Origin of the sequence: Streptomyces sp. NPDC018045 (assembly GCF_044327445.1) — a bacterium.
Lineage (GTDB): Bacteria > Actinomycetota > Actinomycetes > Streptomycetales > Streptomycetaceae > Streptomyces.
Map to the genome: position 1 here is coordinate 160,325 of NZ_JBIRFL010000004.1, position 16,806 is coordinate 177,130.

The 16,806-nt window shown below is 72.1% G+C and carries 16 protein-coding genes; 1 reads left to right on the top strand and 15 read right to left on the bottom strand.

Annotated features, from left to right (window positions below; all coding sequences use genetic code 11):
- Window positions 1-96: 96 nt before the first annotated feature.
- The 11 genes from aroQ to rpsD form a co-directional block, all read right to left on the bottom strand.
- Window positions 97-534 carry a type II 3-dehydroquinate dehydratase gene (aroQ, locus tag ACH4EB_RS11590; protein ID WP_398347224.1) on the bottom strand — a complete coding sequence of 146 codons (438 nt, stop codon included), beginning with the start codon at window positions 532-534 and terminating at the stop codon, window positions 97-99.
- Window positions 531-1,622 (bottom strand): 3-dehydroquinate synthase, encoded by a 1,092-nt coding sequence (gene aroB, locus ACH4EB_RS11595; protein ID WP_398347225.1) that lies wholly within the window; start codon window positions 1,620-1,622, stop codon window positions 531-533. The genes aroQ and aroB overlap by 4 nt, the downstream gene beginning before the upstream one ends.
- Window positions 1,619-2,200, bottom strand: coding sequence for a shikimate kinase (locus tag ACH4EB_RS11600; protein ID WP_398347226.1), 582 nt, complete (start codon window positions 2,198-2,200; stop codon window positions 1,619-1,621). The genes aroB and ACH4EB_RS11600 overlap by 4 nt, the downstream gene beginning before the upstream one ends.
- The gene (gene aroC, locus ACH4EB_RS11605; RefSeq protein ID WP_398347227.1) at window positions 2,197-3,381 is read right to left on the bottom strand and encodes a chorismate synthase; all 1,185 of its coding nucleotides are present in this window, start codon (window positions 3,379-3,381) and stop codon (window positions 2,197-2,199) included. Before aroC ends, ACH4EB_RS11600 begins: the two co-directional genes overlap by 4 nt.
- Window positions 3,382-3,495: 114 nt before the next feature.
- Entirely contained in the window at window positions 3,496-4,335 is an 840-nt protein-coding gene (locus ACH4EB_RS11610) for a shikimate dehydrogenase (RefSeq protein ID WP_398347228.1), read from the bottom strand.
- 113 nt (window positions 4,336-4,448) lie between these two features.
- The gene (mltG, locus tag ACH4EB_RS11615; RefSeq protein WP_398347229.1) at window positions 4,449-6,245 is read right to left on the bottom strand and encodes an endolytic transglycosylase MltG; all 1,797 of its coding nucleotides are present in this window, start codon (window positions 6,243-6,245) and stop codon (window positions 4,449-4,451) included.
- Between the two features lie 125 nt (window positions 6,246-6,370).
- On the bottom strand, window positions 6,371-6,835 hold the full coding sequence (gene ruvX / locus ACH4EB_RS11620) for a Holliday junction resolvase RuvX (protein ID WP_398347608.1): 465 nt from the start codon (window positions 6,833-6,835) through the stop codon (window positions 6,371-6,373).
- 13 nt (window positions 6,836-6,848) lie between these two features.
- Window positions 6,849-9,518: an alanine--tRNA ligase gene (gene alaS / locus ACH4EB_RS11625; RefSeq protein ID WP_398347230.1), complete on the bottom strand. Its 2,670-nt coding sequence runs from the start codon at window positions 9,516-9,518 to the stop codon at window positions 6,849-6,851.
- Window positions 9,518-9,871: a DUF6167 family protein gene (locus ACH4EB_RS11630; protein ID WP_398347231.1), complete on the bottom strand. Its 354-nt coding sequence runs from the start codon at window positions 9,869-9,871 to the stop codon at window positions 9,518-9,520. The genes alaS and ACH4EB_RS11630 overlap by 1 nt, the downstream gene beginning before the upstream one ends.
- A gap of 8 nt (window positions 9,872-9,879) precedes the next feature.
- Window positions 9,880-10,314, bottom strand: coding sequence for a DUF948 domain-containing protein (locus tag ACH4EB_RS11635; RefSeq protein ID WP_398347232.1), 435 nt, complete (start codon window positions 10,312-10,314; stop codon window positions 9,880-9,882).
- 341 nt (window positions 10,315-10,655) lie between these two features.
- The gene (gene rpsD, locus ACH4EB_RS11640) at window positions 10,656-11,267 is read right to left on the bottom strand and encodes a 30S ribosomal protein S4 (RefSeq protein WP_030023487.1); all 612 of its coding nucleotides are present in this window, start codon (window positions 11,265-11,267) and stop codon (window positions 10,656-10,658) included.
- 185 nt (window positions 11,268-11,452) lie between these two features.
- Here rpsD and ACH4EB_RS11645 point away from each other — a divergent pair, with 185 nt between their 5' ends.
- Entirely contained in the window at window positions 11,453-12,211 is a 759-nt protein-coding gene (locus ACH4EB_RS11645; protein ID WP_398347609.1) for a DUF2470 domain-containing protein, read from the top strand.
- A 168-nt stretch (window positions 12,212-12,379) separates the two neighbouring features.
- Here ACH4EB_RS11645 and ACH4EB_RS11650 read toward each other — a convergent pair whose 3' ends face one another.
- The 4 genes from ACH4EB_RS11650 to ACH4EB_RS11665 all read right to left on the bottom strand — a co-directional run bounded on the left by ACH4EB_RS11650 (window position 12,380) and on the right by ACH4EB_RS11665 (window position 16,684).
- Window positions 12,380-13,732 (bottom strand): replication-associated recombination protein A, encoded by a 1,353-nt coding sequence (locus ACH4EB_RS11650; RefSeq protein ID WP_398347233.1) that lies wholly within the window; start codon window positions 13,730-13,732, stop codon window positions 12,380-12,382.
- Between the two features lie 88 nt (window positions 13,733-13,820).
- Window positions 13,821-14,465, bottom strand: coding sequence for a vitamin K epoxide reductase family protein (locus ACH4EB_RS11655; protein WP_398347234.1), 645 nt, complete (start codon window positions 14,463-14,465; stop codon window positions 13,821-13,823).
- A gap of 208 nt (window positions 14,466-14,673) precedes the next feature.
- Window positions 14,674-15,936 carry a histidine--tRNA ligase gene (gene hisS, locus ACH4EB_RS11660; protein ID WP_398347235.1) on the bottom strand — a complete coding sequence of 421 codons (1,263 nt, stop codon included), beginning with the start codon at window positions 15,934-15,936 and terminating at the stop codon, window positions 14,674-14,676.
- Window positions 15,937-15,946: 10 nt separating this feature from the next.
- A complete protein-coding gene (locus tag ACH4EB_RS11665) occupies window positions 15,947-16,684 on the bottom strand; it encodes an MBL fold metallo-hydrolase (protein ID WP_398347236.1) in 738 nt (245 codons plus the stop codon).
- Between the last annotated feature and the right edge of the window lie 122 nt (window positions 16,685-16,806).

A 16,806-nucleotide genomic window follows, 5' to 3' on the forward strand; every position in this document is an offset into this window, starting at 1 on the left:
GGTGGCCGCAGTCCTCCCCCGCCGGGGCGGCCGGAACCCCCCGGCCGTCGGCGCGGCGACGGCCGGGGGCGGCGTGGTGCGGGCGGCGGGCCGCGCTCAGCCGGTGAGTTCGGCGGCCAGCGCGCGCAGCGCGAGTTCGTAGGAGCCGATGCCGAAGCCGGCGATCGTGCCGCTGGCCACCGCCGCGATCACCGAGGTGTGGCGGAACTCCTCGCGGGCGTACGGGTTGGAGATGTGCACCTCGACGAGCGGCGCCGTGCGCTGGGCGGCGGCGTCCCGCAGGGCGTACGAGTAGTGCGTGAACGCGCCGGGGTTGATGACGACCGGAACGGATCCGTCCGCCGCCTCGTGCAGCCAGCGCACCAGCTCGCCCTCGTCGTTGGTCTCCCGGACCTCCGCCGCGAGGCCCAGCTCCTCGCCGAGCGCGGTGCACCGCTCCACCAGCCCGGCGTAGGAGGTGGCGCCGTACACGTCGGGTTCGCGGGAGCCCAGCCGGCCGAGGTTGGGCCCGTTGAGGACCAGGACGCGCCTCACGCGGCGATCTCCGCGTGCGCGGCGAGCAGCATCGCCGGGTCGGGACCCTCCAGGACGGTGGGCTTGGCCAGGCCGTCCAGCACGATGAAGCGCAGCCGGTCGCCGCGCGACTTCTTGTCCACCTTCATCGTCTCCAGCAGCTTGGGCCACTGGTCGCCGCGGTAGGTCAGCGGCAGGCCCACCGACGCCAGGACGGCGCGGTGCCGGTCGGCGGTCGCGTCGTCCAGCCGCCCGGCGATCCGGCCCAGCTCGGCGGCGAAGACCATGCCGACGGAGACGGCGGCGCCGTGCCGCCAGTTGTAGCGCTCGTTCTTCTCGATGGCGTGGCCGAGGGTGTGGCCGTAGTTGAGGATCTCGCGCAGCCCGGATTCCTTCAGGTCCGCGGAGACCACCTCGGCCTTGACGCGGATGGCGCGCTCGATCAGCTCGGTGGTGTGCGGCCCGTCGGGGCGCTTGGCGCCCTCGGGGTCGGACTCGATCAGCTCCAGGATCACCGGGTCGGCGATGAAGCCGGCCTTGATGACCTCGGCGAGCCCGGAGACGTAGTCGTGGACCGGGAGGGAGTCCAGCGCGGCCAGGTCGCACAGCACACCGGCCGGCGGGTGGAAGGCGCCGACCAGGTTCTTGCCCTCGGCGGTGTTGATGCCGGTCTTGCCGCCGACCGCCGCGTCCACCATGGCGAGCACGGTGGTCGGTACGGCGATCCAGCGCACGCCGCGCAGCCACGTCGCGGCGACGAAGCCCGCGACGTCGGTGGTGGCGCCACCGCCGACGCCCACGATCACGTCGGTGCGGGTGAAGCCGCTCTGCCCCAGCGCCTTCCAGCAGTACGCGGCGACCTCGGCGGTCTTGGCCTCCTCGGCGTTGGGCAGTTGGACGGCGATCGCCTCATACCCCTGGCCCGCCAGGTCCTCGCGCAGCGCCTCGCCGGTGGCGGCCAGCGCCTCCGGGTGCAGGACGGCGACGCGCCGGGCCTTGTTGCCGATCAGGCCCGCCAGCTCGCCCAAGAGCTGCCGGCCGACCAGGACCTCGTACGGGTCGGTGCCCGCGGTGCCGCCGACCTGGATGCGGATGGGCTGCTCCGTCACGGGTGTTCCTCTCTCCCGGGCGTGCCGGGGGCCGCGGCGTCCGCCGCCGGCGCCCCGGCCTCCGGGGGTGTCTGTAGCTGCAATGCGTCCAGTACGGCGTCGGCGACCTCTTCGGGCGTCCGGCTGTCCGTGGCGACCACGGCCCGCGCGACCTCCGTGTACAGCGGGCGGCGCGCCTCCATCAGCTCGCGCCACCGCTGGCGCGGGTTGACGGCGAGCAGCGGACGCGGCGCGTCCAGCCCCACCCGCCGTACGGCGTCGGCCAGCCGGACGTCCAGGAAGACGACCGGCAGGCCGGACAGCAGGGCGCGGGTGCCCTCGTCCATGATCGCGCCGCCGCCGAGCGAGAGCACCCCGGGGTGCCCCTCGACCGCGGCGCGCACCGCGCGGCGCTCCAGCTCACGGAAGTGCGGCTCGCCGTGGTCGATGAAGATCTCCGCGATGGGCTTGCCCGCGCCCGCCTCGATGTCCGCGTCGGTGTCGCGGTACCCGGCACCGAGCCGCTCGGCCAGCAGGGCCCCCACGGTGGACTTCCCCGCGCCCGGGGGGCCCACCAGCACCACGAGCGGCGGCGTCACCTGATCGCCAGGCCGTCGAGGAAGGACCGGACGTTGCGGCGGGTCTCCGGCACGCTGTCGCCGCCGAACTTCTCCGCCACCGCGTCCGCCAGCACCAGCGCGACCATCGCCTCGGCGACGATGCCGGCCGCCGGGACGGCGCACACGTCGGAGCGCTGGTGGTGGGCCCGTGTGGCCTCGCCGGTGGAGACATCGACGGTGGCCAGGGCGCGCGGGACGGTCGCGATGGGCTTCATCGCGGCCCGTACGCGCAGCAGCTCACCGGTCGACAGGCCGCCCTCGGTGCCGCCGGAACGGCCGGTGGTACGACGCATGCCCTCGTCGGTGGAGACGATCTCGTCGTGCGCCTGGGAGCCGGGCACCCGGGCCAGGTCGAAGCCGTCGCCGACCTCGACGCCCTTGATGGCCTGGATGCCCATGAGGGCCGCGGCCAGCCGCGCGTCCAGCCGCCGGTCCCAGTGCACGTGCGAACCCAGACCGACGGGCACGCCGTACGCCAGCACCTCGACGACACCGCCGAGGGTGTCGCCGTCCTTGTGGGCCTGGTCGATCTCGGCGACCATCGCCTCGCTCGCCGCGGCGTCCAGGCAGCGCACCGGGTCCGCGTCCAGCTTCGCCACGTCCGAGGGCGTGGGCAGCACGCCGTAGGGGGCCTTGGCGGCGGCCAGCTCGACCACGTGCGAGACGATCTCGATGCCGGCGGTCTCCTTGAGGAAGGAGCGGGCGACCGTGCCGAGTGCGACGCGGGCCGCGGTCTCGCGGGCGGAGGCGCGCTCCAGGATCGGCCGGGCCTCGTCGAAGCCGTACTTCTGCATGCCGGCGAGGTCGGCGTGACCGGGGCGGGGCCGGGTCAGCGGGGCGTTACGGGCCAGTTCGGCCAGCTCCGCCTCGTCGACCGGGTCGGCCGCCATGACCTTCTCCCACTTGGGCCACTCGGTGTTGCCGACCATGATCGCGACGGGCGAGCCGAGGGTGAGACCGTGCCGGACACCACCGAGGAAGGTGACCTCGTCCCGCTCGAACTTCATGCGGGCACCGCGGCCATAACCGAGCCGGCGACGGGCCAGGGCGTCCGCCACCATGTCCGTGGTGATCGGGACGCCGGCCGGGAGGCCCTCCAGCGTCGCCACGAGTGCGGGGCCGTGCGACTCCCCCGCCGTCAGCCAGCGCAACCTGCTCAACGATGCTCCTCATGTCCTGCTACTGCGCGAAGTCTTCCCCTGATCCTCCCACGTCCGCCCGGGCGGCCCGCTTCCCGTCCGGAAAACGGACCGGTGCCGGGCGGCTCCGGGGCGTCACCGGCTCGCGAGCGCCGCCTCCCCCGCCGCGCGCATCGCCTCCAGGGGCGCGGGCGACCGCCCCGTCATCTGCTCCACCTGTAGTACGGCCTGGTGGACGAGCAGGTCCAGGCCGCCCACGACCGCTCCGCCCCGGGCACCCCACGCCGTGGCCAGGGTGGTCGGCCACGGCTCGTACAGGACGTCGAAGAGGGTGCCGGGCTGCTCGGGCACGGCGGCGGCCAGCGCGTCGGTGGTCCCGGCCGGGGTGGTGGCGATCACCAGCGGCGCCTCGAAGGCCGCGGCCGCCCGCGACCAGTCGGCCGTACGGACGGACACGCCCAGCCGCTCGCCCCAACCGCGCATTTCCGCGGCCCGCGCGGCACTGCGTACGTAGGCGGTCACCTCGCCCACGCAGATGCGGGACAGGGCCGCGAGCGCGGAGGAGGCGGTGGCGCCGGCGCCCAGGACCGCGGCCTGTTCGACCTGCTGCACCCCGCGCTCGCGCAGGGCGGCCAGCATGCCCGGGATGTCGGTGTTGTCGCCCGTGCGCCGCCCGTCCTCGGTGAAGACGACGGTGTTGACGGCCTCGACGGAGGCGGCGGTGTCGCTGACCGCGTCCAGCAGCGGGATCACCGCGCGCTTGAGCGGCATGGTCAGGGACAGCCCCGCCCACGCGCCGTTCAACCCCGCCATGAAGCCGGGCAGCGCGGCCTCGTCGACCTCGTGCCGGCCGTACTCCCAGTGGGCCAGGCCCAGTTCGGCGTAGGCGGCCCGGTGCAGGACCGGGGAGAGGGAATGGGCGATGGGCGACCCGAGGACCGCCGCGCGGTGTCGGCCCTGGATTTCACTGGTCATGCTGCTCCTCAGCTCGGACCCGCGAAACGATAGACGAACCGCGTACGGCGGCCGAGGCGCCCCCGGACCGGCCGCCCCCGCCCGGTCGCGGGACGGCGGCCGGGCGCCGGGGCCTACGACTGGCGCTTGCGCTTGTTGAACTCCTCGACCAGCTTCTCGTGGTCCTTGAGGTTGGTCGTGAAGTCCGTCTTCTTGCCGTCGATCGAGATGAAGAACATCCACTTGGCGCTGTTGTCCGGGTCGATCGACGCCTTCAGCGCGTCCGCGCCGGGGTTGCCGATCGGGCCGGGCGGCAGGCCCTTGTAGAAGTACGTGTTGTACGGGTCGTCGAAGGTGCGGATCTCGCGCGTACCGATGTCGATCTTGCTTTGGTTCTTCAGGTAGTTGTACGTCGAGTCGAATTCGAGCTTCTGGTTGGTCACCGTGTTGCTCGGGGCGAGCCGGTTGTAGACGACCGCGGCCATCTTGCGGAAGTCGTCGTGGGTGATGCCCTCGGCCTGGGTGAGGCTGGCGACCGTGATCAGGTCCAGCGGCGACTTGAGGTCGAGCTTCCGCGCGTTCTCCTCCAGGTCGTACTTGGCGTACTCCCGGGTGGCCCGCGCCACCATCTCCTTGAGGACGTCCGCCGGCTTCGCCTTGCCGCTGACGCTGTAGGTGGAGGGGTAGAGGAACCCTTCCAGCGGGTCCTTGATCTTCGGGTTGCCGTTCGCCCAGGAGGGCAGCCCGAGGTCCTTGGCCTGCGAGACGGCGACGTCCTTGGTCGTGCCGGGCTTCAGGTGCAGCTTCTTGTCGATCAGCTCGTAGACGGCGCCGTTGCGCAGGCCCTCGCGGACGGTGAGGCCGTTGCGGCTCTTGGGGTCGAGCATGAGCCGCACCGCGGACGCCGCGGACATCTGCTTGCGCAGCGAGTAGGCGCCGGCCTGGAGCTGCTTGTCGCTGGCCGCCTCGGTGAAGGCGTCGGCGCTCTTGACGACGCCCTCGCGCTTGAGGATCAGGCCCATCTCCATGACGGAGGTGCCCGACGGGATCTGGACCTGCACGTCCCCGCTGCCCTCCCCCTCGAAGTCGGGGGCCGGGCCGAAGTGGCTCATCCAGAAGTCGTAGCCGAAGTAGGCGACCGCGCCGCCGCCGACGACGAAGACACCGGCGACGATCAGGCAGGCCATCCGGCTGCGCTGCTTGCCCTTGCGGCCGCGGCCGGCGCGGCGCTCCTCACGCGGGAGGGGGCCGGCGTCGTCGTAGCGGTCGTCGTCCCGGTCGTCCCGGTCGTCCTGGAAGAAGGAGTGCGCCGGGTCCCGTACCTGCTCGTCCTGCTCGGGCCCGGGAGCGGCCCGGAAGTCGTCGGCGGGCGGGGACGGGTGCGGCGGCTGGCGCAACTGCTCCGGCCGCACCGCCTCGAACTGCGCGGTCCGGGCGACCTGATCGCCCTCCTCGCCCTGCCCCGGCCGGCCCGGCTGTCCGTGCTGCCCGGCCTGCTGCTGCCGCAGGTGCTGCGGCTGGGGCGGCGGGTAGGCGTCCTGCGTCCCGTAGTAGTCGGGGCTCTGACCGCTGTACGGGTCGACGGGCGGGTGCTGGCCATACGGGTCGTACGGGACGCCGCCGCCCTGGGAGGCGTCCCATCCGCCGTTGTACTGCTGCGGGGCCGGGGGGTAGGGGCCGGACAGCTCGTCCCACTGGGACGGGTGCGGGCCCTGTGGCTGCTGCCCGTAGGGCGGCTGCTGGCCTCCGTGCTGCTGGCCACCGTGCTGCTGGCCTCCGTAGGCGGCCTGCTGCTGCGGACCGCCGTACTGCCCCCCGTAGGAACCTTGCTGAGGTTGTTGCGCCCGGCCTCCGGAACGACCCTGGTCTCCGTAGAGAGGGTCGTCGGGATGCCACGGTTCGGAGCCGTAGCCCCGGCCATACTCAGTCATCGATCCCCTAGAGCCGCGAGGCGGTGCGCTCCTGGGTGGCAGCGCCTGCGGTACCGACCGCCTCTTTCTGCACGTGCGGTTGTTCGATCCGCCGCGACGTCGCGCGGAACGTTACCGTACCGCGATCAGATGACCACTTCGACGCTCTCGCCGGGTGGGTGACCGGACACCCGTTCGGTCTCCAGCGCGCTCTGCAGAATCACCACGGCAGCGGCCTGATCCACCACGGAACGGCCCTTCTTGCTCCGGACCCCGGAGGCCCGCAGCCCCTGCGTGGCTGTGACGGTTGTCATGCGCTCATCGACGAGGCGTACCGCCACCGGAGCGATCCCGCGCGCCATCTCCAGCGCGAAGGCCCGCACCTTGGCCGCGGCCGGCCCCTCTCCCCCGTTGAGGGAGCGGGGCAGACCGACGACGACCTCGATGGGCTCGTACTCCTCGACGATCGCCCTGAGCCGCCGGTGCGCCGCCGGGACGTCCCGGCCCGGCACCGTCTCCACGGGGGTGGCGAGGACCCCGTCGGGGTCGCACGAGGCGACCCCGATCCGGGCGTCCCCCACGTCGATGGCGAGGCGCCTGCCGCGCCGCATCTCACTCACGCGCTCAGGCCGCCTCGGACACGAGGCGCTCGACGGCCTCGATGGCCTCGGGCACCGCGGCGGCGTTCTGGCCGCCGCCCTGGGCGACGTCCGGCTTGCCGCCACCGCCGCCGCCGAGCGTCTTGGCGGCGGTACGCACCAGGTCACCGGCCTTGATGCCGCGCTCGCGGGCGGCCTCGTTGGTGGCGATGACGGTCAGCGGACGGCCGCCCGCCACCGTGAACAGGGCCACCACGGCCGGGCGGTCGCCCGGGATGCGGCCGCGCACGTCCAGCACCAGCTTGCGCAGGTCGTCGGCGGAGGTGCCCTCGGCGACCTGGGCGGCGGCCAGTGCGACACCCCGTACGTCCTTGGCGTCCCGCGCCAGTCCGGCGGCGGCCTGGAGGACCTTCTCCGCGCGGTAGCGCTCGATCTCCTTCTCGGCCTCCCGGAGCTTGGCCAGCATCCCGGAGACCTTCTCGGGCAGCTCCTCGGGGCGGCCCTTGACCAGCTCGGTCAACTGCGAGACGACGGTGTGCTCACGGGCCAGGAAGTGGTACGCGTCGGCGCCGACCAGGGCCTCCACGCGGCGCACGCCGGAGCCGATGGAGGACTCGCCGAGCAGCTTGACCAGGCCGAGCTGGGCGGTGTTGGCCACGTGCGTGCCGCCGCACAGCTCCTTGGAGAAGTCACCGATGGTCACCACGCGCACCTGGTCGCCGTACTTCTCGCCGAACTCGGCGATGGCGCCCTGCTTCTTGGCGTCCTCCATGCTCATGACCTCGGCCTGGACGTCCAGCTCGCGGGAGAGCACCTCGTTGATCCGCTGCTCGACGTCGGTCAGGACCATACCGGGCACGGCGGCCGGCGAGCCGAAGTCGAAGCGGAAACGGCCCGGGGAGTTCTCCGAACCGGCCTGGGCGGCGGTGGGGCCGAGCGCGTCGCGCAGCGCCTGGTGGGTGAGGTGGGTGGCGCTGTGGGCACGGGCGATGGCCCGGCGGCGCCTGACGTCGATGGTGGCGTACGCGGACGAGCCGACCACGACCTCGCCGACCTGGACGACGCCCTTGTGGACCGTGACGCCGGGGACCGGGCGCTGCACGTCGCGGATCTCGACGACGGCGCCCGACTCCAGGCGGATCCGGCCGGTGTCGGCGAGCTGGCCGCCGCCCTCGGCGTAGAAGGGGGTGCGGTCCAGGACGACCTCGACCTCGTCGCCCTCGTGGGCGGCGGGCGCGGACACGCCGTTGGCCAGCAGGCCCACGACGGTGGACTCGCCCTCGGTGTGGGCGTAGCCGGTGAAGACGGTGGCGCCGGCGCGGTCGGCGACCTCGCGGTAGGCGGACAGGTCGGCGTGGCCGTGCTTCTTGGCCTGGGCGTCGGCCTTGGCGCGCTCCCGCTGCTCCTTCATCAGCCGGCGGAAGCCGTTCTCGTCCACCGAAAGGCCCTGTTCGGCGGCCATTTCGAGGGTGAGGTCGATGGGGAAGCCCCAGGTGTCGTGGAGCAGGAACGCCTTGTCGCCGGCGAGGACCGTGCCGCCGGCGGCCTTGGTCTCGGTGACGGCGGTGTCCAGGATGGTGGTGCCGGCCTTGAGCGTCTTGAGGAAGGCGGCCTCCTCGGCGAGGGCGACCGTCTCGATGCGCCTGCGGTCCTCCAGCAGCTCCGGGTACTGCTGGCCCATCGTCTTGATCACGACGTCGAGCAGGTCGGCGACGACCGGGCCGGTGGCGCCGAGCAGGCGCATGTTGCGGATGGCGCGGCGCATGATGCGGCGCAGGACGTAGCCGCGGCCCTCGTTGCCGGGGGTGACGCCGTCGCCGATGAGCATCGTGGAGGTGCGCATGTGGTCGGCGACCACGCGCAGCGACACATCGCTGTCCTCGGCGGCGCCGTAGCGCACGCCGGTCAGCTCGCCGGCCTTGTCGATCACGACGCGCAGGGTGTCGGTCTCGTACATGTTGTGGACGCCCTGGAGGATCATCGCCAGGCGTTCCAGGCCGAGGCCGGTGTCGATGTTCTGGCTCGGCAGGTCGCCGAGGATCTCGAAGTCCTCCTTCGAGGTGCCCTCGCCGCGCTCGTACTGCATGAAGACCAGGTTCCAGATCTCCACGTACCGCTCGTCGTTGACGGCCGGGCCGCCCTCGACGCCGAACTCGGGACCGCGGTCGTAGTTGATCTCGGAGCACGGGCCGCACGGGCCGGGGACGCCCATGGACCAGTAGTTCTCCTTCTTGCCCAGGCGCTGGATGCGCTCCTTGGGCACACCGACGACCTCGTGCCAGATGCGCTCGGCCTCGTCGTCGTCGAGGTAGACCGTGACCCAGAGCTTCTCCGGGTCCAGGCCGTAGCCGCCGTCCTCCCGGGAGCCGGTCAGCAGCTCCCAGGCGTACTTGATGGCGCCTTCCTTGAAGTAGTCGCCGAAGGAGAAGTTGCCGCACATCTGGAAGAACGTGCCGTGCCGGGTGGTCTTGCCGACCTCTTCGATGTCCGGCGTGCGCACGCACTTCTGGACGCTGGTGGCGCGCGCGAAGGGCGGCTTGACCTCGCCGAGGAAGTACGGCTTGAAGGGCACCATGCCCGCGGGGACCAGCAGCAGCGTCGGGTCGTCCGCGATCAGCGACGCCGACGGCACGACGGTGTGCCCGCGCTCCTCGAAGAAGCGCAGCCAGCGGCGGCGGATTTCAGCCGACTCCATCAGTGGTCCTCATTTCCGGTCGGTCCGGTCGGGCCGGGTGTTCTCGTTCGGTGCTGCGTGATCTGGTACTGCGTCGTTTCGAGTGCGGCGCGGGAGCGCGCCGGCGGCAGCTCGCGGGCGTCGCCCTGGTCCGTCAGGCCCAGTGCTTCGTTGAGCTGCCCTTCACGGTCCGCCATTCCCGTCCGGACGTCCAACGCGAATTGGCGCAGCCGGTGTCCGGTTTCGACGGCCTTGTCGGCGGCCTGCGCCGCGAGGCTGTCGGGCTGGAGCTTGCGCAGCTTGCGGTTGACCTTGGTGGTGGCCCAGACTCCGGCGGCGGCGCCGGTGGTGAACCAGAATGCGCGGCGGAACATCGCGGCGATCAGTCCTTGGAGCGACGGTTGCGGCGCCCGCCTCGGCGGGCTGCGGGCAGGGTGCGGCCGACGACGGTGCGCTTCGGCTCGGGCGGTGCGCCCTTCTTGCCGATCGCGCGGCGTACGCCGTAACCGAACGCCGCGACCTTGACCAGTGGTCCGCCGAACGCGGAGGAGACGGTCGAGGACAGCGCGGAGGCGTTGGAGGTGACCTCCTGGACGTCGGAGGCGATCGCGTCGACGCGGGCGAGCTGGGTGTGCGCGGAGCGGACGGTCGCGGACGCGTCGGCCAGGAGCGGTACGGCCTGTTCGGACACCTCGGCGACCATCTTGGTCGTCGCCTTGAGCGTCTGTGCGAGCCTCACCAGCACGAGGGCGAGGAAGGACACGAGGATCGCCCAGAAGACGGCCACGAGAATCCCGGCCACCTCTCCACCGGACACGTTGGCACCACTCTCCGACTGATTTGGTCTGGTCCCGTCCTGCTCGAACGGCAGAGCCCGAGCCTATCGCGCCGCGGCCGTCCGCCCGTACCGCGTTCGCCGTGCGGCGCGGGGCTCGTCGGCGGGCGTCCGAACGCGGTGCGCATCCGCGCGTGCGCTCCGTGTGCCCCCTGCGGCGCCCCCCGCGCGGTGCCCCGCCGGGCCGGCGTGCCACGGCACCGGGACCGCACCCGGAAACGGACGAACCCGCCGCCTCCCCCACCGCGAGCGGCGGGGAGACGACGGGCTGAGCGCGCGGCCGGCCGCGCGCGGGGCGCGGCCGTGCGGTGACTACGCCTGGATCAACGGGCGTAGTACTCGACGACGAGCTGCTCGTCGCAGATCACCGGGATCTCCTTGCGCTGCGGGTCACGGTCCAGGCGGAACGCCAGGGCCTTGAGGTTGACCTGCAGGTAGCGCGGGGTCTCGCCGTCGGGGGCGTAGCCACCCTCGCGCGCGACCTGGAAGGGGTGCTTCTCACGGCTGCGCTCGCGGACCATCACGACGTCGTCGGGACGGACGCGGAACGACGGCTTGTCGACCTTGCGGTCGTTCACCGAGATGTGGCCGTGGACGACCATCTGACGGGCCTGGTAGATCGTCCGGGCGATGCCCGAACGCAGGACGAGCGCGTCCAGACGGCGCTCAAGCTCGATGATCAGCGCTTCGCCCGTCTTGCCTTCGACCTTCCGAGCGCGGTCGTAGGCACGCGCCATCTGGCGCTCGCTGATGTCGTACTGCGCACGCAGACGCTGCTTTTCGAGCAGTCGGACCTTGTAGTCACTGTTCTGCTTGCGGCCACGGCCGTGCTCGCCGGGCGGGTAGGGACGGGCCTCGAAGTACTTGACGGCCTTCGGCGTCAGGGCGATGCCGAGAGCGCGCGACTTCTTGACCTTGGGACGCGACTGGTTCACGTGGAACGGACCTCCGTGTAGGTTAGGTTAGGCTTACCTTACTTCGAGGAGAACGCATGTTTCGACCTGGGATCCCCCTGCCCGGTGCTGGTCAGAGCACCGGGACGGGTCAGCCGCGTCCCGTGGAAGACGCCCAGCAGCCAGCCGCCGCCGAGCGCGTACGAACCCTCGTCGAGTCCAATGGTATGGCCTCGCTGAGCATCCCCGGAATCGAGGACCCCGACGACGCCGGACTCTCCGCACCAGTATGCCGTACGGTCACCGCTGCCGGTGACGTACTCCTCCTGGTCCCCGGGGACTCCGCGGCCGCCAGGGCCGCCGCACACGCCCAGGACGACGATCTCACCGCCGTGATGGAGATCACCGACGTGGCCCCCGTCTCGGTGCCCCACCGCATCCGCGGCCGGGCCTGGGTCGCGGGCTGGCTCACCCCCGTACGCAACGAGGAGCGCGCCCGCGCGGCGATGCTGCTCGCCGAGCGGCACCCGGTCGGCGAGCTGCTGGGCATCGGCGAGGCCCTGCAGCCGGACCCGCCGCCGGGGATGTTCGGGCGGCCCGCCTGGATGATGCTGCGCATGGAGGTCGGCGAGGCGGCCGTGGACGACCTGTGGGGCGCCCAGGCCATCGAGCCGGAGGAGTTCGCCCAGGCCGAACCCGATCCGCTGGCGGCCCACGAGGCGGAGCTGCTCCAGCATCTCCACTCGGCCCACAGCGACCAGGTCCGCGGCCTGTGCACGCTGCTCGGGGACCGCTCACGGCGCGCGTGCGACGTCGGCGACGGGGCCGTGCCGGTGGCCCTGGACCGCTTCGGCCTGCGGGTGCGCTTCACCGACGCCGAGCGCCGCTCCTTCGACGCCCGCTTCGACTTCCCCGAACCCGTCCGCGACGTCTCCGAACTCCGCCGCGCCATGCACACCCTCTTCGACGCGGCCGCGTCCGGATGACCCACCCGGCCGTCGCGATCGCCGGACGGGCTCGGACCACATCGGGCCCGTCCGCGTCCGGCCCGCCCGGGAGCACCGCCCGGCGGAAGCCGGGGAAGAGCGGCGACGGCCGTCGGCCGAGAGCCGTCCGCGCCCGGCGGCGGACCGGGACGCCCTCGGCGACGCCGGCTACTCCTCGCCGCGCAAGCGGCTGCGGACCCGCTCCGTCACCTCCGCGTACCGCGCCTCGGCGCCGTACCGCGTAGGGGTGTAATACCGCTTGCCGTGCACCTCGTCCGGCGCGTACTGCTGTGCGGCGATACCGCCCGGCAGGTCGTGCGGATACTGATAGCCCTTGCCGTGGCCCAGCTTCTCGGCGCCCTTGTAGTGACTGTCGCGCAGATGCGGCGGCACGGGGCCCGCCAGCCCCGCCCGTACGTCCGCGAGGGCCGCGTCGATCGCCAGATAGGCCGCGTTGGACTTGGGGGCCAGGGCCAGCGCGATGGTGGCCTGGCTGAGGGTGATGCGGGCCTCCGGGAAGCCGATCATCGCGACGGCCTGGGCCGCGGCCACCGCGGTCTGCAGGGCGGACGGATCGGCGAGCCCGATGTCCTCGCTCGCCGAGATCATCAGCCGGCGGGCGATGAACCGCGGGTCCTCCCCCGCCTCGATCATCCGCGCGAGGTAGTGCAGCGCCGCGTCCACGTCGGAGCCGCGGATGGACTTGATCAGGGCGCTGGCGACGTCGTAGTGCTGGTCGCCGGCGCGGTCGTACTTCACCGCGGCCCGGTCGACGGACTCCTCCAGCGTCTGGAGGGTGATCTCCTTCTCCCCCTTGGAGAGGGCCGACCCGGCCCCCGCCTCCAGGGCCGTGAGCGCGCGGCGCGCGTCGCCGCCGGCGATGCGCAGCAGATGCGCCTCGGTGTCCTCGGGCAGGGTGACCGCGCCCGCCAGCCCCCGCGCGTCCGTCAGCGCGCGCTTCAGCAGGCCGCGCAGGTCGTCGTCGGTGAGCGGTTCGAGGGTCAGCAGCAGCGAGCGGGAGAGCAGCGGGGAGATCACCGAGAAATACGGATTCTCGGTCGTGGCGGCGATCAGCGTCACCCAGCGGTTCTCGACGGCGGGCAGCAGGGAGTCCTGCTGGGCCTTGCTGAAGCGGTGGATCTCGTCGAGGAAGAGGACGGTCTCCTTGCCGTAACCGCCCGAGGCGCGGCGCGCGCCGTCGATGACGGAGCGCACCTCCTTGACGCCCGCGGTGATCGCGGAGAGCTCCACGAAGCGCTTGTTCGTCGCCTGGCTGACCACGTACGCGAGGGTGGTCTTGCCGATGCCCGGCGGGCCCCACAGGAAGACGGAGGACGGGCCGGCGGGCCCGCCGTCGCCCTCGCCGACCAGGCGGCGCAGCGGCGAGCCCGGCTTGAGCAGATGCTGCTGGCCGACCACCTCGTCGAGGGTGCGCGGACGCATCCGTACGGCGAGGGGTGACCCGGTCGGGTCCTTCTCCTGGCGGTCTTCGGCAGCGGCGGTGAACAGGTCGGGCTCCACGCTTCAGAGCCTATGCCACCGCACCGACAACGCCGCCGGGAGCCGGTCTCCCGGCCGCCCGACGCAGTCGTCGAAGCGGGCAGCCGCCTCAGACCAGGGAGCTCCAGTACGACCACCACTTGGTGAGGATCAGCAGCGCGATCACGCCGTACCAGAGCACCGGCACGACCCAGTGGAACTCCACCACGGCCTTCCGCAGCCCCTCCGGCGCAGGAATGATCTTGTGCTTCAGGTTGTGCACGGTGGTGTACCAGAACATCAGGATCGTGACGCACCAGGTCAGCGTGCACCACAGGCACAGCGAGTTGATGACGTACAGCGACTGCGACATCAGCCACATGCAGAAGACGGCGCCCGCGAGCGTGCCGATGTTCAGGCCGATCCAGTACCAGGCGCGGTAGCGGGCCCCGGCGAGCAGTCCGACGCCGATCGCGATGACCACGCCGAACGCGACCAGGCCGGCGACCGGGTTGGGGAAGCCGAAGACCTCGGCCTGCGCGCTCTGCATCACGTTGCCGCAGGAGATGATCGGGTTCAGGCTGCAGGCCGGCTTGAAGTTCGGGTCCTTCAGCAGCTCGATCTTGTCCAGGGTGATCACCCAGGACGCGAGGATGCCCAGGGCACTGGTGACCACCAGCAGCCAGGCCAGCCCGCGCCCCGAGCCGGTCGGGCCGCCGCGGCGGCCGGGGTGATCGTCGCCGGTGGACACGTCGTCAAGCGCTGTCGTCGTCATATCGCCGTTCCGTCGGTGCCGTGGGGAGTGAGCGGACGGCGCGTTCCAACTGGCGCGCGCCGGGCCCTCATTCTGCCCCAACCGGACACGGGACCACTGTTCGATGCGCATAAAGACCCCCTTCCGAGCCACCGCGCGCACAGCGCGGTGGATGGCCGGAAGGGGGACCCATACCCGACGGCGGGCGGCCCGTACAGAGCCGGGCGGGTCAGCCGAGCCTGCGGCGGACCTCTTCGACGACCGCGTCCAGCGCGACGGGGTGCTGCTCGCCGCTCTCCAGGTCCTTGAGCTGCACGACACCTTCGGCCAGATCACGCTCACCGGCGACGACCGCGAGGCGGGCGCCCGAGCGGTTGGCCGACTTCATCGCGTTCTTCAGACCCTTGCCGCCGTACGCGAAGTCGGTGGCGACCCCGGCCCGGCGCAGCTCGGTGACCGTGCCGAACAGGGCCCGGCGGGCCTCCTCGCCGAGCGGTACGGCGAAGACGGCCGTGCTCGCGGGCAGTTCCGGCTCGACGCCCTCGGCCTCCAGCGCCAGGACCGTGCGGTCCACGCCGAGTGCCCAGCCCACCGACGGCAGCGCGGGGCCGCCGATCATCTCGGACAGACCGTCGTAGCGCCCGCCGCCGCCGACCGCGGACTGCGAGCCGAGGCCGTCGTGGACGAACTCGAACGTCGTACGGGTGTAGTAGTCCAGCCCGCGCACCAGCTTCGGGTCGTCCTCGTAGGCGACGCCCGCCGCGGTCAGCAGCTCGCGCACCTGCTCGTGGTACGCCTTGCACGCCTCGCACAGGTGGTCGCGCAGCAGCGGCGCGCCCGCCAACTGCTTCTGCACGTCGGGGCGCTTGTCGTCGAGCACCCGCAGCGGGTTGATGTCGACCCGGCGCCGGGTGTCCTCGTCCAGGTCGAGCCCGTGCAGGAACTCCTGGAGGGCCGTCCGGTAGGCGGGGCGGCACTCCTTGTCGCCGAGCGAGTTGAGCAGGATCCGGAAGTCGCGCAGGCCCAGCGACCGGTAGGCGTCGTTGGCCAGGATGATCAGCTCGGCGTCCAGCGCCGGGTCCTCGGCGCCGATGGCCTCGGCGCCGACCTGGGAGAAGTGGCGGTAGCGGCCCTTCTGCGGGCGCTCGTAGCGGTAGTACGAGCCGGAGTACCAGAGCTTGACAGGGAGGTTGCCCGCCTTGTGGAGGTTGGCCTCCAGGGCGGCGCGCAGCACGGAGGCGGTGCCCTCGGGGCGCAGCGCGAGCTGGTCGCCGCCCTTGGTCTCGAAGGCGTACATCTCCTTGGTCACGATGTCGGTGGACTCACCGACACCGCGCGCGAACAGCTCGACGTTCTCGAAGCCGGGCGTCTCGATGTACCCGTACCCCGACCGCTTGAGCGGCCCGGAGATGGCCTCGCGCACCGCGAGGAAGACCGCGGACTGCGGCGGGATCAGGTCGTAGGTGCCCTTGGGGGCCTTGAAGGTGCTCACGGAAGTCTTGTCACATTCCTCGTCGCGGAGCCGGACGCTGCGGTGCGCCGTCTCCGAGGCCGGCGGCCACCTCCCGCAGGAACGGGTTGGTGGCGCGCTCGCGGCCGATGGTGGTCTGGGGGCCGTGGCCGGACAGCACGACGGTCTCGTCCTGGAGCGGCAGGCACACGCGCTCCAGCGACCGCAGTATCTCGGCGTGGTCGCCGCCCGGCAGGTCGGTACGTCCGATGGAGCCGGCGAACAGCAGGTCGCCCGAGAAGAAGACCGGCGGGCACCCCTGATTTCCGGAAGTGGCCGCCTGCTCGGGCATCCGGAAGGTCACCGACCCCTTGGTATGGCCCGGCGCGTGGGCGACCGAGAACTCCATCCCGGCCAGCGCCAGCGTCGCGCCGTCGCCCAGCTCCTTGACGTCGTCCGGCTCCCCCACGGTCAGCTCGCCCATGAGCTGCTGCCCGATGGAGCGGCCGAGGGCCTTCTCCGGGTCGCTCATCATGTAGCGGTCCTCGGGGTGGATCCAGGCGGGCACGTCGTGCGCGCCGCACACCGGGACGACCGAGGCGACGTGGTCGATGTGGCCGTGGGTGAGGACGACGGCGACGGGCTTGAGCCGATGCTTCTTCAGCGCTTCCTCGACACCCTGGGCGGCCTGGTGGCCCGGATCGATGATCACGCACTCCTCGCCTGCGGCCGGGGCGACCAGATAACAGTTGGTCCCCCAGGCCCCGGCGGGGAACCCGGCAATGAGCACGTTCGTCCTTAACGTTCGATGCGGCGGACAGGCCACCGGAGGCGGTCCGGCGGATTTCAGCAGTTCCAGAGCCTACCGGCGGGACTCCCACCCGGGCGAACCCGTATACGGTACGGCCCACG

Coding starts and splice junctions, on each gene's coding strand:
- ACH4EB_RS11645 (WP_398347609.1), top strand. CDS start 11,453: ATGGCCTCGCTGAGCATCCCCGGAATCGAGGACCCCGACGACGCCGGA.
- ACH4EB_RS11630 (WP_398347231.1), bottom strand. CDS start 9,871: ATGTTCCGCCGCGCATTCTGGTTCACCACCGGCGCCGCCGCCGGAGTC.
- mltG (WP_398347229.1), bottom strand. CDS start 6,245: ATGACTGAGTATGGCCGGGGCTACGGCTCCGAACCGTGGCATCCCGAC.
- ACH4EB_RS11655 (WP_398347234.1), bottom strand. CDS start 14,465: ATGACGACGACAGCGCTTGACGACGTGTCCACCGGCGACGATCACCCC.
- ACH4EB_RS11610 (WP_398347228.1), bottom strand. CDS start 4,335: ATGACCAGTGAAATCCAGGGCCGACACCGCGCGGCGGTCCTCGGGTCG.
- ruvX (WP_398347608.1), bottom strand. CDS start 6,835: ATGCGGCGCGGCAGGCGCCTCGCCATCGACGTGGGGGACGCCCGGATC.
- alaS (WP_398347230.1), bottom strand. CDS start 9,518: ATGGAGTCGGCTGAAATCCGCCGCCGCTGGCTGCGCTTCTTCGAGGAG.